The sequence below is a fragment of the Streptomyces angustmyceticus genome (assembly GCF_040701845.1).
Taxonomy (GTDB): Bacteria; Actinomycetota; Actinomycetes; order Streptomycetales; family Streptomycetaceae; genus Streptomyces; species Streptomyces angustmyceticus_A.
The window spans coordinates 127,889-142,678 of record NZ_JBFBHQ010000011.1 but is presented as its reverse complement, the minus strand read 5'-3'; the positions used below and the strand labels follow the sequence as shown (position 1 = coordinate 142,678).

Sequence of the window (14,790 nt, the reverse complement as noted above, 5' to 3'; positions counted from 1 at the left end):
GTCCCTTCACCGGCAGGAACGTGCCGGACGATCCGAGTAAAAGGAGTGGTGTAGTCCACTGATATGGACTCTCCGTGACGCTACCCGCGCCGGCCCCCGGTGTCAGTAGCCCTGCACTCATCAATTTGGGAACCCGCATCCGCCCCACCTGGGTACACTGCTTCACGCGCGCCTCCTTAGCTCAGCTGGCCAGAGCACCGCTCTTGTAAAGCGAAGGTCGTCGGTTCGAATCCGACAGGGGGCTCTCAGTGTGACCTGCGTCAAAGCCCCCGCGATCATGGATCACGGGGGCTTTGACGGCAGGAGCTGACGGCAGTCCCGTCTAACGGCGCCGTTTGAGCAGCCGATCCATGTGGCTCATGGCCTCCCGGCGGGTGTCATCGCTGACGTGCGTGTAGACGTTCATGGTCACCGCGATCTGCGAGTGCCCCAGGATCTCCATGACGGTGCGGGGCGCGACGCCAGCCGCGAACAGCAGGGATGCGCACCCGTGTCGGGCGTCGTGCAGACGGACCGGCGGCAGACCCGCGGACGCCGAGACCCGCTGGAAGGACCGGTAGAGGTTCCGCGGCTCGATGGGCCGACCACTGCGGGTGGTGAAGACCAAGCCGCTGTCGTGCCACTCGGGGCCGAGGGCAGCTCGCTGGCTGGCCTGCCTCATGCGCTGCCACCGGAGCGGAGCCACGCACATGAGGGGAACGGGGATCACCCTCGCGCGCCGGTTCTTGGTCGAGTCCAGGTATAGCTCCTTGCCGCCGCGGTTGAGCGTGGTCCGGACCGTCAACGTTCGCCGGCCGAGATCCACGTCTCGCCACTGCAATCCCAGGATCTCCCCGCGTCGAAGCCCGAGCGCGACGGCCAGGACGAACGCGGGATACAGCGGGTCGGAGCGCGCGGCTTCCAGGAAGGTCAAGGACTCATCCAGCGACCACGGGCACAGCTCGCGCGGCTCGACCTGCGGGGCGGGCACCAGCTGCACCACGTTGCGGCTGATCAACTCCTCCCGGCAGGCGGCTGTCAGGGCCGTGCGCAGAACGCGGTGCGCCTCCTTCGCGGTAGCCGCCGACGCCTGAGTCGTCACCTCCGCAATCATCCGCCGAACGTTCGCCGTGGTGAGCGATTCCAGGCGGCGGCTGCCCAGGAGCGGCACGAGGTACAGCCGAGTGTGCATCTCGTACTTCACGTACGTGGTGCGCTTGCGCTGCGGCCTGACGTGCTCCTCCAGCCAGTACGGCAGCCACTCGGAGAGCTTGGCCGACCGGGTCGGAGTCGGGATTCCCTGTCGGTCTCGACGGACCAGCTCCTGGCGCTTCTCGTCGCACTCCTCCCATGTAGCGCCGTAGACCGTTTTGCGCTTGCGGGTGCCGTCGGGCTGAGGGACGTACACACGGGCCTCGTAACGTCCGTCCTTGCGCTGCCAGATGCTGCCGGCGCCGTTCGGATTCCTCTTGCGTGCCATCAGGCAGCTTCCTCCAACTGGTCGTCGATAAAGGAACGGAGGGCGTCGGCAGGCACACGGCGGCACCGGCCGATCTTGATGCTCTTGAGCTGGCGAGAACGGATGAGGTCGTAGACCTTGAAGCGACTGAGGCCCAGGGCCTCCATCACTTCGGGAACCTTGAGCGCTTGGTGAGTAGTGGGCAGAGCGGAACTCACTGCGGCCTCCTCGGCGACAGAAGGGCGCCACAGAAACCACGAAAAACACAGAAAGCCGGGGGAGGGGCTCTGACCTGGCGGAACGCCCTCGTGGGGGCCCACGAGTGGGCTCACACAGAAATCGCAGAAAGTCACACAGAAATAGCTGCGGGGCTCCGGAGTCCTCCGGCTGTCCTGCTGCCCGGGACGCCCGGCGGGAGTGGGCGGAGGGGCAGGGCCTATTTCTGTGTGACTTTCGCGGATTTCTGTGTGAGCCCCGCCCGCCCCCTGGTGCGGCCGTTGCCGCAGGTCAGGGGCGGGGTGGGGCTATTTCTGTGTTTCTGTGGTTTCTGTAGCGGGAGTCAGTGGGTCGGGGTGCTCAGTCGGGGGTGGGTGAGGTAGCGGGGGGAAGGCGGCCGGCCACGGCCCCCGGAGCGCTGCACCGGCAGCGCCCGGACGTAGCCGTGGTCCTCCAGCAGGCCCAGGGCGGGGTCGAGTGCGTCAGCGGTGGGGAACTCCGAGCGGGAGACCTTGAGCATCAGGTCCCGCTTGCTGAACTCGCCCCAGCCATGGGCGCGTAGCGTCTCCAGCAGGCTGGTGGCGCGGTCGGCGGTCTGGTCGGCGCCCATGGCGTCGAAGGCGGCGAGTCCGTGGCTAGTGAAGTACTCCCCCAGCTCGATGGCGCCGCGCATCGTCTCCTGGGACACCGGCACGGTGTGGCCGTTCTCCAGATGCTCCGCCAGGTGCAGCAGACCGGCGATGCGGGCGGTGGCGCCGACGACTTTCCCGGCCCAGTCGGAGATGTGCCCCAACGAGCCTTCGCGCTGCCTCAGTTTGGGCTCGACGCGGTCCTGGAACTGCACGAGGGCGGTGTGTGCGTCGGGGGCGAGCTGGAGGACGGCGGGGTCGGTCCAGTCCGCCAGGGCCAGGGTCAGGTCGATGATGTTGCGGTGGTAGGTGGCCTTGATGTCGTCGGGGATGGGGTCGGGCTCGGACTTGCGGTAGCCGACCAGGGATTCGGGCAAGGAGTACAGGAACCTGCCCAGCAGGCCCCGGCCGCGGGCGGCTTCGTTGCGGCCGATGGCCTCCAGGACCTGCGGCTGGACGCAGATGCCCATGGTCACGGCCGGGTTTTCGATGTACTCCTTGCGCGTTTGGCGGTCCACGCGCAGCCGGTCGCCTGCGTGGCCTTTGAGGAAGACGCCGAGGTTGACACCGCCGCTGGTGTAGCGGCCGGCCATGATGTCGAAGATCTCGCCCTCCGCCGACATGACGGAGATGCGGTCGCCCTGCTCCGCGAGGCGGCTGGTGACGGTCTCGGCGGTCGCGTCGTCGGCGAGCAACTGCGGCTCCACCGGCACCTTCACCGACTCCGCCGTCTGTGCCAGCGCCAACGCCGATTCCACCAGGGCATCGCGCTCGTCGGGGGCGGCTTTGGCGGCTTTGGAGGCGGCGTTGTCGGCGGCTTCTTTGGCCAGGCGGGCGGTCATCTGCGCTTCCACGATGGCCGGGCCCGACGCCTCCCTGAGCCGCTCCTCGGCGTCGAAGAGTGGATCGGACAGCAGCGCGAACACCGCGCTCTTGCGGTTCGCCGGGGGCAGGGCCACCACCACGTAGAGGTTGGTGGGCTCCCTCCAGCTTCCGCGCACCTGCACCACCGACCGGCCGCCGGCCGCGGTGGCCAGCACGGACAGGGCGATGCTTCCCGCCAGGTCCACGGGGGTCTGCGTCTCCTCGGCGACCGCGGCCACGAAGTCGCGCAGCCAGCTGGGTAGGGCGTGGGTGGGGAAGTCCGCCAGGGCCCGGGGGCCTTTGAGGGGCGCGGGGTCGTCCCACATGGGGGTCAGGGGCTGGGCGGGTTCGAGCTGGGACAGTCCGGCCCACATGTCCGCGCTGTCCACCGGCTGTGTGGTCACGGTGCTGTCGCCTCCTTCGTGCAACGGTTCGGGGTCGTTTGCGGTGGGTTCGGTGAAGCAGCCGCAGCCGCCCCAGTCGCCGGTGTCGGTGGTGCCGCGGGTGATGCGGGAGCGCAGTTCGATTAGCGGCAAGGGGCGGGTGGCTCCGTCGACGCGCTCACGCAGGATCGCCACGTCTTTGCCGAGTTCGGCGCGCATTTGCTGTTCCTGCCGCTCTTCGTCGGCGAAGCGGGCCGGGTTGGTCTCGTGCAGCAGCGCCCATTGAGCCTGGCCGCCTCGGACGCAGGCGCCACCACAGTTGTTGTGCGGGAAACCCTGCGCGTACAGCCGCGGTGGCCGCAGGCCCCGTGCTTCCGCACCCCGGATCAGGTCCTGCTTGTCGAGGTAGGGCGGCTCACACAAAGGAGCCAGGGCCGTCCACGGGCGGTACGCCTCCTGGATGGCCGGTAGGCGGTGAGTTTCGGTCCAGTCGATGCCGACGTAGACGGCGCACTGTGCGGGGTCGGTGTTCTCTTCCAGCCATCGCCGGCAAGGAATCTGCTTCAGGTACTGGGAGCAGGGGGCGATGCGGGAGTTGCCGATGATCCGGCGGTCCCGGAATACCTCCCACGGGGTGCGGCCATCGGCCACCGTGACCAGCCGCGCCCCGAGCTGGGCGGCAGCGTCGTTCAAGAACCGGTAGAGGTCGGGGTCTTCCACCTTGGTGTCCGCGAAGAGCAGTACGACCTCATCCGGGCCCTGCTCGTCGATGACGCGCTTGGCCGTGGCCCAGGAACCGATCCCACCGCTCATCATCACCACGTGGCGAATCGCGGCGTTCATGCGGCCCGCCTCCGCTCCGCAGCGCCGGTGTGGTGCGGGCAGGTCGTCTTGTGCTCGGTGTAGTCCTCAACCAGGCGCAGGACAGCGCTGCGGCCCCGGGCGCTGCGCTGATAGCCGCACGGGCACGAGGCGGTGGCGCTGGTGGGCGCGCTCCAGTCGGGCGGGGCGACGATGTGCACCCCGAGAAACTCCGGGTCCTGGTCGCACGGGGTGGTCTGGCGCAGGTCAGGGCGAACTGCTGGAAGGACGCCTTCGGCGACGACCTTCGGCGCACCACTGCCGGCGGGAGTGCGGGCCGGTTCGGCGGAGCTGATGTGGTCGGTGGTCACGCGGCCCTCCCTGTCCTGCTGCTGAGGCCGCGGGTGACGGCGCGCTGGGCGTAGGGCTCGGGGACGCCGACGGAGACGGCTGCGGCGACGATGTGCTCGCTGAGGGCGTCGAGTCCGCACGGCCCGGGGCAGTCGGCGTGCTGGGCGGCCAGGAAGCTGGCGGCTCCGTATGCCTGTGATCCGGCGCCGGATGTGGTGCGGGCGCGGATCTTTTCGAGTCCGCGCATGAGGCCGGTGAGGACGTACTGGTCGGTGTGCCGGCATCCGGTGGAGCTGGTGCGGTCAACGGTGGTGCGCGTGGAGACTGAAGAGACCACCACCTGCCGCGGGGTGGTCTCTTCTGTCTCGACGAGGGCGAGAACGGCGGCCGGTAGCTCCGTCATGGTGCCGGTGCCCGGACCGAGCCAGCGGGCGTAGGACATGCGCGATTTGATGTCCACGCCGGGCCGCACCTGGTTCGCGGACTGCATCGTGCGGGTGTAGATCCAGTGCTGGCCCCGCGTCGTGCGCAGGGTCCGAGTGGGCGGCAGGGTGCGGCGGGCCCATGCGACGGCGTCAGCGTCGTCCAGGTCGACGACGGTGAGGCCGGCGCCGCCGGGGTGGTAGGCGACGGCCGCCGCCTGCCGCCACGCTGCGGCCCAGGCGGGTGAGGACAGGACGCACGGGTCGGTGGTGGCGGCGGCCCAGCCGTGGCACGGCCGCGGGCACTGGCAGGGCCCGGCGGCCTTCATGTGCGGGCGGTCACCGCAGGCACTTCCCGCGCACTCCGGGCAGTTGCCGAAAGGCCGCTTGCCCGCCCGCAGCGGCAGGACCGGAACCCCGCGGGTGGCCAGGGACAGTGCTGTCCGCAGGTGCTCGCCCAGGTGGGCTCGCCGAATATCGGTGGGTTGAGTCATGCTGGATGTCTCCTCTTCATGCTGGAGCTGGAGACCAGGGCGGCCCGAGGCTTTGGCGAGACGCGGGCCGCCCTAGCCATGACTAGGAGTGGGAAGGTTCGGAGCTGGCGGACTCCTGGGCGCGCCAGAGGGCGTACTGCTGGCGGACGTAGGCGCGCGGGTCGAAGTCCCGGGACGCCTGGTCGATGTCCAGCAGGACGATGGCGGTCGCCTCGGCGTCCTCCGCGGCGCAGGTGCCCTGGTCGGGGTCATCGCGCAGGGCGATGCGGTCGAGCATTGCGGCGTGCCGCAGGTACCAGTCCCGGTCCAGCTCATCGGGCGAGATGTTGGCGGTGCTCTCGGTCCACGCCTGCTCGTAGGCGATGGCCGGGGCGTCGGCGTATGCCTCTTCGGGCGTGGGCCACTTCTGGGCCAGGCGGCGGGCCGCTTCGTAGGTGTCGGCGGCCATGTCGTCGAGGGCGACGAGCAGTGCGTTGAGCTGGTGGCGGGTGATATCGCAGGTGTGCGGGGTCGTCCAGTCCGGGCAGTCCAGTTCCACGGTCACGATCTCGTTGATCCCGAAGCTCACGTCAGTTCTCCTAGCGGTGGTTGATGGTTCCGTTGGCCCGGCCGAAGAAGCCGGTCGCGGTGATGTTCTGAGTGATCTGGGTGGGGGCGGGGCGGCGGCAGCGCCGGATCAGGGCTGCTGCCGCGGCGCCGCCGGTCGCGATGAGGGCGACGGCGGCCCACAGGGCGTGGCTCATGGCGATCAGTCCCGGTGCGGCGTAGGAGAGGCCGACTCCGGCGGCGCCGATGCCGAAGCCTGTGGTGGGCACGAGCAGGGCCGTGGTCTTGGCCCAGGCCGGGACCGGCTGGGCGGCCGGAGCTGCGGTCATGGGCGGCGGGGTGGGCTGGGTGTAGGCGAGGGTGCGGATGCCGCTGGGGAGGGTGACCAGCTCGACGCCGGGCGGGATCTCGTGGAGCGGCATCGGTGGTGTGGGTCGGTGCTGTAGGTAGGCGGGTGCCTGGTCGGTTTTGGCGGTGGTGATCGTGTACGTGGGTCGGGGGTCCACAAGTCCTCCTCCTGCCGGGGCGGGGTTAGGCGGTGAGGTGGGTGAGGGCGTCGGCTACGGCCTGGCACAGGTTGTGGATGGGCTTGTAGGCGCCGGTGCCGGCGACGAAGAAGCCGAAGAGGAACAGCACCAGCGCGTTGCCGAAGCTGACGTGCCTGCCGCGCAGCAAAACGACGGCGAGGATGCCGAAGAGGACGGTGGCGGAGAGCGTCAGGGCCACAGGGGTCTCCTGTCGGTACGACGGTGGGCGGCCCTTCGGCGAGGAAGGGCCGCCCACGTGACGGTCACGGTGTGTAGCTGTAGTGGGTAGTGAGTACTGGGTAGTGGGTAGTGGGGCGTCTACTGGGGAGTGCCTGTTGAGTACCCACAGGTGGGCGGTTCGCGGGGTTAGTGGGTAGTGGGGTGTCGCGCCCCACTACCCACTACCCAGTAACCGTGTGTGAGGTCAGGTGTGGTCGGGGTGGACGTAGACCGAGTGCGGTCCGCGGTCGCGGTAGACCAACTCGCCGCGTTCGGCGGCGGCCTTGAGGGCTTCGCGGACGGTCTTGCGGTCCCGGCCGACAAGGTCGGCGATGGCGGCCGGCTTCATGCCCATCGCCCCGGCGGACTCGATCGCGTCGATCGCCGTGGGCAGCCACTCCGGCCCGGCCGGCACCGCCTCGACCAGCTCCTCCTCGGGGGCGGTTTCGGCGGCCTGTTCGGTGATGCGCTCGAACTCCGCCAGGGCTCGCGCGATCGCCGCGGCCACCTGCGGGTCATCCTGGCCGCCGCCGGAGCCTCCGCCGGTGGCGGGCTCGGTAGCCGGGGCAGTGGGCTCTTGCGGCGGTTCGGCCTGCGGGTTCTTGGCCTTTTCGATGTAGTAGTCGAGGGGCTTCATCGGGGTGAGCGTCCCGATGCCCCCCGCTTGTCCTGGTGCGGTGTTGCCGCCCGCGGCGCTCGCCCCGCCCGCCGCGCTGCGGGCGCCGGTGCCGGCCGGGGTGGGCAAGCCCAGCGCATCCAGCAGCCAGGCGATCCGCTCGGGGTTCGACCAGCGCTCCGGGTAGCCGAACGGCGCGGCGTCCTCCTGCGCGGCCTGGTCCAGGTCGGGGCGGATGTCCCAGCGGGCCACGGACAGCTCTTCGATGTCATGACGCGGGGTGCCGTCGGCGTGCTCGTCCTCGTCGTTGGCGAAGTAGACCTTGCCACGCTCCGGCCCGATCCCGCCTTCCTGCGCACGGGCCTGGTCCAGGATGTAGAGGGCGCCCTTGCCGGGCAGCTTGGCCAGGTCAACTTGCTGGTAGTGGCCGGGGAAGACGAACTGGCCTTCCTGCTTCTTGGCGAAGCGCATGCCGATGGCGATGTCGTACTGCGAATCGACCTCACCGCCGCCGGTGTTGGGGCCGGTGCCGCGCTGGACGGCGTCGACCACGTCCACGGCGGCCTTCCGTCCCTTCTTCAGCAGCCGGATCTTCGCCTTCAGCGCCTCCGGCGTCCACGCCATCAGATCGGAGTTCTCATCCGACAACACGATGACGGCCGGCTCGGTGTCCTTGGGCTGGATCTTCCCGCCCTTCATCCGGCGCGCGCGGCCATCGGCGATGGCCAGCGCGGCGTTCAACAGCCGCACCGCCTCCGCCGGTTCGGTGGCCACCCAGTCCAGGATCGGGCGGTCGATCAGACGGCCGTCGGAGTCCTTCCACTGCTGGGCCCAGGGGCGCAGCCAGCGCTTGGCGGTGTTGCCCTGTGCCATGTCGATCATCCAGATCACCGCATCGGTGCAGCGGGTCAGCAGGGAGATGATGACGTGCAGCAGGACGCTCTTCCCAGACCCCTTCATGCCCGCGATCATGATGCTGACCTGACGGAACAGGATCTCGATCGGCTCCCCCGACTCCAGCAGGCCCAGGGTCAGCGGTTCGCGGATGGTCAGTGGGTGGTAGTCGTCGGGCAGGTCGATGGTCTCGGCGAGCACGTTGCGGGTGGTGACGTGCAGCATCGCTTCAGAAGCCAGGCCCGATTCGCTGCGGACCAGGCGGAGGGAGCCGGGGCGGATGTCGCCCTTGCGGGTCTCCAGGGCGGGCAGCATCGTGAGCAGCTGCTCGAAAGAGGTGCTGGTCAGTCGGAGCGGCATGGCGTAGCCGCCGCGGGTGCGCTGGCTCTTACCGACCTCCACGCCCTTCGCCCCGACCTCTTCGAACAGGCGTGCCCATTCGGTGCGGTCGCCGTAGCCGGTGCCGGCCTCGGCGGCCCACTGGGCGGCGACCTCCTCCGCCCTCAAGCCCCGGTCGATTGCATAGAACGGGGTGAGGGCGGCGGTGGCGGCGCCGATGACGGCCGCGGAGGCCAGGGTCCAGGGGCTGCCGTGGGCGGTCCAGTTGATCCAGGCGTAGGCGGCGCTGGTCCAGGTGGCGGTGAAGCCGGTGTGGAACCAGCGGCGGAACTTCGATTGGCCGGAGGTGCAGATGAAGCGGGAGGTGGCCGCGGCGGCGATGCCGGTGAGGGAGCCGACGCCGATCCAGCCCAGCGGCAGCGCGGCACCGCCGTCCGCGGCCAGCCCGAGGCCGAGGCCGCCGGCGTAGACGGTGGCGGCGGTGAACAGCGGGGTGGACACCACGCCGTGCCGCCAGGGGATCGGCTCGTGGTTGCTGGGACGGCTCAGCATGAGCAGGGTCTCCGTTCGGTCGGGGTGAGCCGGAAGAGCGCAGGCCAGGCACCGACGGTCGGTGCCTGGCCTGCTCTGACGGGCTGGTGGGTTACTGCCAGTTGGCGGACTGGTCCCACTTGGCGCCCTGGATGGTGGGGTTCTCGATGTTGTCGATCTGCTCGGCGTGGATGATCCGGTACAGCGTCGGGATCGAGTCCAGGCGCCCGGCGAGCGCGTGGGCGTAGACGGCGGTGTCGTCGTACGCCTCGGGGATGGCCGCGTTGACCTTGAAGTTTTCCCGGCTGGAGTGCGCGGCCATGGAGATCACGTCGCCGATGGCGCGCTGGATCTCCGCCAGGCTGTTGATGGTGGCCTCGTAGCCGACCATGTTGCCGGCCGGGTTGAGGACCATCATGGCGCCGGCGGTGCGCACGGCGTCGGCGGCGTACTGCAGCGGCAGCGCGGGTTCGATGGAGGACACAGGAACTCCGTTCGTCGCGGGGGTGGTGATGCGGGTCGGGCTGTGCACCGGCCGGTGCGCTCCGGCCGTCCGGCAGCCGGTCGGTGCCGTGCGGCGGGGCTTGGGCGAGGTGGGGGTGGTGCCGGCGCCGGTGTGCCGGTACATCCAGCGGTTCAGCCACCCCCAAGTCCCGGCCCAGGCCAGGGCGCGGGCGGCGGGAGTGGTCAGGGTGTGGAAGACGCGGGCCAGCGGCCGCAGCCAGTTCGGCCCGGCGGTGGAGAATCGGACCGAGCCCAGGGCCAGGTGCGCGTTGAGTAGGGCGCGGGAGCCGTAGCGCCAGGCATGGGCCAGCAGCGGCGAGCCGTGCCGGGCCATCAGGCGAGCCGTGGCCCGCAGCGGGGTAGCGGCCTTACGCAGCCGATCCCGAGTCAGGGGGCTGAGGTGCTGGCGCAGCTTCCGCCCCACCCAGTGCGACCCCTGCTTGGTCAGGCGCGAGCCGCGTCGCAGTCCGGACCAGGCGCCCCGCAGCCTGGACTTCCCCTGTCGCGAGGTGCGCTTGGAGCGGGCCTTGAGCTTGCCGGGGTTGGGCTGCTTGCCCGACTGCCCACGGTTGCGAGGAGCAGCTTGGGTGAGGGTCTTCGCGGCCTTCCGGGCACGCCCGCCGGCCGACGTGGCGCTCTGCGGTGCGGGCTTGTAACCGCCCTTGCTGTTGCCCGGCTGCTGCCGGCCGCTGCTCTTCGGCTGCTTAGCACCACCCCCTCGACGTGCCCCGCCCTGCGGAGTGTTGCCGCCGGCCGCGGTGGTGGGGGACTTGCGGCTGAACGTCCGGGCCAGCCTTCCCGCGGCGCCGGAGAGCGTCGGGGCGGCGCCCCCGCCCGTGTGCTTGCGCAGCGAGGCGCCGCCGGTCGGCTTGGGTGCCGTACGTGGCGCTGCGCCGCCCGGGGTGGTGCGGCGGCCCGGCCCGCCCAGCGCCGCCGCGTTCCGCCCCAGGGTGCCCGGCTGGTGACCGGAGAGATTCGGTGTGGCCGCGCTCAGCGGTTTCGGCTTCGCGGCCAGACCACCCGGCTTCCGCGAGGTGCCACCGGCGCGGCCGACTGCCGACGGCGTGCCGCTGGTCGGCTTGCGCAGCGACGGTCCGGCCCCGGACCGGGCGGCAGGAACCCTTCCCCCGCCAGTCGGACCACGTCCCGCAGGGCCGGAGGCAGCCCCGCCGCGGTGGCCGGTGCCCGGTGCGCGCAATGAGGCACGCCCCAGACGGCCCGAGCCTGCCCGCCGAATGCGCCGCCCGGCCCGCACGGCCAGCGTGGCCGTGGCGACCGCGGAGCAGGCGACGACGGCCAGGAGGACGGCGGGCAGGCCGAACTGATGGCAGAGCCAGCAGAACCCGATCATGCCGGTCAGCGCTCCGCCGGGGATCAGGACGCCACCCAGCGTCTGCCCCGGCGCGGAGGCCGGCTCCCTGGTCTGTGCGGCCGGCTTCGGCTGCTGCTTGACGGGTTCGGGCGTGGTTGTGGGGGTGGGTGGTTTGGTCTCGGTTGCCGTTGAGGGCATGGGAGCCTCCTTCATGCGGCCAGCGCGGGAGCGTCTGCGCAGGGCACACACACGCCGAGTGAGGTGGAGAGGGTGTAGCCCGCGTCCCGCCCGCAGGCGGGACAGATGCGGCGGGCGGCGTTCGCCTTGGCCAGAGCTGCCCATTTCGCCGGGGTCATGGGCCGGACGGGCTTGGCCTGGTCGATGCGGTAGAGGTAGGCGGCGCGGATACCGCCGTGTGTGCGGCGGGAGCGCCACAGGATCTGCGCGGCGATCTCCTGGCCACCGGGGCGGAGCCCCCGCGCGCGGAGCTGCGCGCGGGTGGCCAGACCGTCGGGAGCCATGCGCCACGGATACGTGGGGACCCCGTATTTCGTGCCGCCGGGGTCCCAGAAGCGGGGCGCCGGCATCAGGCCGCGCTCGTCGCGGCGGTGCCGTTAACGGCGTGGTGCGCGGCAGCGCGCGGCTGGTGCGCGGCGAGCTGCGCGGCACGCGCGGAACGGAAGTCCCGCAGCCAGTTCCGCGCGTTCCCGCTATCGACCCCGAACCGCTCGGCCAGCTCGGCTGCGGTCGGCTCGGCACGGCCCTCGGAGCTGGTCAGGGTGTGGAGGTAGTGCTGCCACCCCTGTTCCTTGGCCGGCGACTTGTACACCGGCCCCTCCCCGCCGCTGGCCCCGTCAGGGGCCTGCGGAGACAGCGCGGCGAGGTCGCCGCGCAGCCGATCGCGCAGGAGGGTGGCCTCCTGAATCTGCCGGTTGACCTCCCCCAACGCCTTCTGACGCTGCTGGGTGAGCCCTTCGGCTTCCTGCGCCTTCCCGAGCAGCGCATCCAGGTGCTGGCGCTGCTCGGTGGTGGCCTGCTGGACCTCCTCCAGGGCTGTTTCGGCATCCTGCCGCAGGCGTTCCGCCTTGCTTTCGGCGTCCTTGAGGATGGCTTCCGCGCGCTGCCGCGCGGCCTGCTCGGCCTGCCGCGCGTCCTCCGCGCGCTGCCGCGCAGCGGCCACCGCGGACGCTGCACCGCCTTGATCCGCAATGGCGGCGTCACGGGCCTCTTCCGCGCGGGTCAACTCCTCCCGCGCGGCTGTCAGGGCCTCTTCCGCGCGCTGCCGCGCGGCTTCGGCCTCCTGTCGCGCGTCGTCGGCTTCGCGCCGCGCGGCTTCCGCGCGCTGCCGCGCGTCCTCGGCCTGCTCAGCCAGAGCGGAGGACTCGATGCGCTGGGCGCCCGGTGTCACCGCCAGGTCTTCGATCAGCTCCAGGACGGCGGGGGCGTCGGAGTAGTCGAGCAGCGCGACTTCCTCCGCACGGGTCAGCGCGGCCAGCCGCCGCACCAGCGCCAGCGACTGGCCCGGGTCGGTAGCCACGTCCGCGCGGTCCAACGCCTTTTGCGCCCGGCCCCGCAACCGCTCCCGCCTGCGCTGCACCCGCCGCGTCGAACGCGGCGTACCAGCAACCGGAGCGTTCTCCAGCGCCAGACGCAGGCGATAGACCCGCAGGGCTGCACGCTGCGCCATGGCCGCACGGGCGATGGCCGAGGAGGAGGTGCGGGCATCCAGGCCGAGCAGGGCGAAGATGCCCGACCAGGCGTGCTGCCACAGCAACGCCACCAGCCGCGCGGGCCCCGGCCGGACGTCGTCGTCCTCATCCCGGCTGGGAGCGTGCAGCTTGCTGCGCAGCTGGAGTTCGATCAGCCAGGCGGCCAGCGCCGGGACCGCGGCGAGCACCGGCCGGGCCCACCAGTTCGGGGCGTGGACGGCGTTCATCGCACCGGAGAAGCCCACCAGGGTCCAGGCGGTGCGGTGCATCAGGCGCAGCTCCCGCGTCCACCCGACCTGGGGGTCGGCAGTGCGGTAGAGCATCACCAGCAGCACCATCTCCGCTGCATCGAAGACGGAGATGAACGCGACGGCCAGCAGGCGGGGCAGGTGCACGGTCTCGGTGGCAAAGCCCCACAGCCCGTAGACGCTGACCGCGACACCGCCCAGCGCCACGACCGCTTGCGGGCCGATGCCGGCCAGCCACGCCGAACCCCGCAACCGCCGCGCGCCCCATAGCGCCACGGCCACCGCGATCAGCGCGGTGGCCAGCGGCGCGGCCCACGACAGCCAACTCGGCCCGTCAGGCAGGAGTCGGGAAAGGGTCGGGATCATCCGGCATCACCGCCAACCGCGACCACCCACTTGCTCAGCGGCGAGATGAGCCAGGCCGACTCCTCCACCGGACGCGTGCCAGCCGGGCTCCAGCCACCGGGGCCGACGCCGAAGGAAGCCGCGTGCCGCTCGGCCGCCGACCGGTCGGGGTGGACGCTGTGCAGCTTGCCGTAGTGCAGCAGCACCACAGCCCCGGCGATCGAATCCAGCTCGCGGCTCAGCGCGTCGATCCGCGCGGCCTGCTCAGTCACCGTCGCACGCGCGTCGGTGAGCTGGGCCTCCGTGCGCGTCAGGAGCTCCCGGGCGATCTCCGCGTCGGCTCGGTTCGCCTCGGCTGCGCGCTCGGCGGCTTCCGCGTCGGCCGTCAGGTCGTAGACGGTGCGCAGATGACCGGCGTAGGCGCGGTCCGCGGCACCCTGGATCTCCTGTGCCCGCTCACGAGCGCGATCGGCGTCCTGCTGCATGGCCGCCAGCCGAGTGCGGGTGACGATGCGGATCATCACGCCACCCCCAGCCACGCCACAACGGCCGCCACAACGAGCAGCGCACCGGCAACGCAGGTCAGGTCGATGGCGCGCTGAAGGCGGGCGAACTTGGCGACGGCGATGCGGGACAGGGCGGCGATGTGCTTGGGCCGGTCGTCCTCGCTCAGTGCGTCGCGGATCTCGTCGGGGGTGAGGGTGGCCCACTTGGGGAAGCCCTGCGGGCGGGTGCCGCCGAGGTTCGGGCGGACGGTCCGCAGCAGGTATGTGGCCGCGGCCAGCAGCACCGCAACCCCGGCGGTCCCGAACGCGACGGCGGCCGGGGGCAGGTGGACGCTGGTGGCGACCGTCCAGGCGCCGGCCAGCATCGCGCCGGTGAACGCCAGCAGCAGACTGGCCTTCGTGTCCGTACGGGCCAGCTCGGCCTTGACCTCCGCGTGTGCGGCGGTCAGCGCGGTGTCCTGGTAGCTCACGCCCCCACCTCCGGCACGAACGCCGAAGAGGAGAGGTTCGTGATCTCGCGGCGGGCGGTCAGCACCTTGCGCCTGGCCCGGCGCAAGCGCCGGGTGTCCACCTCCGACGGAACCCGGTCGAGGACCATGATCTGCGCGTCAAGCAATTCCACCTCAGCCGAGATCAGCGGCATCTCAGCGTCGATGGCGTCCAGCTCCGCGGCCGTCGGCCCGCGGTCGATATCAGCGGCGGTAACGACCGCCTGAACAGGAACGATGTACCTCATCGGGTCGACTCCTTTGACGAGTGGGACGGCCCAGAAAGCGGCCCCGGGATCGCACCCCGGGGCCGCACACCGTCGTGAGAATGGAGCGGTTCCAGCTCCCCCCGCCCCGCCCGTACGAGCAGCCCTACGAAGAGGCGCCCGGACGGGCGAGGGAGGCAAC

General features: G+C 71.2%; 15 protein-coding genes and 1 tRNA gene. 1 reads left to right on the top strand and 15 read right to left on the bottom strand.

Going from position 1 to position 14,790, the window contains the following annotated elements; all coding sequences use genetic code 11:
• The first annotated feature begins 170 nt into the window (after positions 1-170).
• Positions 171-244, top strand: a tRNA-Thr gene (locus AB0411_RS23395).
• A 78-nt stretch (positions 245-322) separates the two neighbouring features.
• Here AB0411_RS23395 and AB0411_RS23390 read toward each other — a convergent pair.
• From AB0411_RS23390 to AB0411_RS23320, 15 genes are all read right to left on the bottom strand, one after another.
• Complete coding sequence (locus tag AB0411_RS23390) at positions 323-1,459, bottom strand: tyrosine-type recombinase/integrase (protein ID WP_366419226.1); 1,137 nt, start codon at positions 1,457-1,459, stop codon at positions 323-325.
• Positions 1,459-1,656, bottom strand: coding sequence for a helix-turn-helix domain-containing protein (locus AB0411_RS23385; RefSeq protein WP_359365723.1), 198 nt, complete (start codon positions 1,654-1,656; stop codon positions 1,459-1,461). The genes AB0411_RS23390 and AB0411_RS23385 overlap by 1 nt, the downstream gene beginning before the upstream one ends.
• A gap of 341 nt (positions 1,657-1,997) precedes the next feature.
• The gene (locus AB0411_RS23380) at positions 1,998-4,373 is read right to left on the bottom strand and encodes a DUF3987 domain-containing protein (protein ID WP_366419225.1); all 2,376 of its coding nucleotides are present in this window, start codon (positions 4,371-4,373) and stop codon (positions 1,998-2,000) included.
• A complete protein-coding gene (locus AB0411_RS23375) occupies positions 4,370-4,702 on the bottom strand; it encodes a hypothetical protein (RefSeq protein ID WP_366419224.1) in 333 nt (110 codons plus the stop codon). The genes AB0411_RS23380 and AB0411_RS23375 overlap by 4 nt, the downstream gene beginning before the upstream one ends.
• The gene (locus AB0411_RS23370; RefSeq protein WP_366419223.1) at positions 4,699-5,598 is read right to left on the bottom strand and encodes a bifunctional DNA primase/polymerase; all 900 of its coding nucleotides are present in this window, start codon (positions 5,596-5,598) and stop codon (positions 4,699-4,701) included. The genes AB0411_RS23375 and AB0411_RS23370 overlap by 4 nt, the downstream gene beginning before the upstream one ends.
• Positions 5,599-5,680: 82 nt before the next feature.
• Complete coding sequence (locus tag AB0411_RS23365; RefSeq protein WP_366419222.1) at positions 5,681-6,166, bottom strand: hypothetical protein; 486 nt, start codon at positions 6,164-6,166, stop codon at positions 5,681-5,683.
• A gap of 10 nt (positions 6,167-6,176) precedes the next feature.
• Positions 6,177-6,650 (bottom strand): hypothetical protein, encoded by a 474-nt coding sequence (locus AB0411_RS23360; protein WP_437043045.1) that lies wholly within the window; start codon positions 6,648-6,650, stop codon positions 6,177-6,179.
• Between the two features lie 25 nt (positions 6,651-6,675).
• Positions 6,676-6,870, bottom strand: a complete 195-nt coding sequence (locus tag AB0411_RS23355; protein ID WP_093813914.1) for a hypothetical protein — start codon at positions 6,868-6,870, stop codon at positions 6,676-6,678.
• 225 nt (positions 6,871-7,095) lie between these two features.
• Entirely contained in the window at positions 7,096-9,291 is a 2,196-nt protein-coding gene (locus AB0411_RS23350) for a hypothetical protein (protein WP_366419221.1), read from the bottom strand.
• Between the two features lie 91 nt (positions 9,292-9,382).
• Complete coding sequence (locus AB0411_RS23345; protein ID WP_366419220.1) at positions 9,383-11,284, bottom strand: hypothetical protein; 1,902 nt, start codon at positions 11,282-11,284, stop codon at positions 9,383-9,385.
• Between the two features lie 11 nt (positions 11,285-11,295).
• Entirely contained in the window at positions 11,296-11,673 is a 378-nt protein-coding gene (locus AB0411_RS23340) for an RRQRL motif-containing zinc-binding protein (protein ID WP_366419219.1), read from the bottom strand.
• Entirely contained in the window at positions 11,673-13,409 is a 1,737-nt protein-coding gene (locus AB0411_RS23335; protein ID WP_366419218.1) for a hypothetical protein, read from the bottom strand. Before AB0411_RS23335 ends, AB0411_RS23340 begins: the two co-directional genes overlap by 1 nt.
• Positions 13,406-13,909 carry a hypothetical protein gene (locus tag AB0411_RS23330; protein ID WP_366419217.1) on the bottom strand — a complete coding sequence of 168 codons (504 nt, stop codon included), beginning with the start codon at positions 13,907-13,909 and terminating at the stop codon, positions 13,406-13,408. The genes AB0411_RS23335 and AB0411_RS23330 overlap by 4 nt, the downstream gene beginning before the upstream one ends.
• Positions 13,909-14,364: a Pycsar system effector family protein gene (locus AB0411_RS23325; protein ID WP_366419216.1), complete on the bottom strand. Its 456-nt coding sequence runs from the start codon at positions 14,362-14,364 to the stop codon at positions 13,909-13,911. The genes AB0411_RS23330 and AB0411_RS23325 overlap by 1 nt, the downstream gene beginning before the upstream one ends.
• Positions 14,361-14,630: a DUF6284 family protein gene (locus tag AB0411_RS23320; protein WP_366419215.1), complete on the bottom strand. Its 270-nt coding sequence runs from the start codon at positions 14,628-14,630 to the stop codon at positions 14,361-14,363. Before AB0411_RS23320 ends, AB0411_RS23325 begins: the two co-directional genes overlap by 4 nt.
• Between the last annotated feature and the right edge of the window lie 160 nt (positions 14,631-14,790).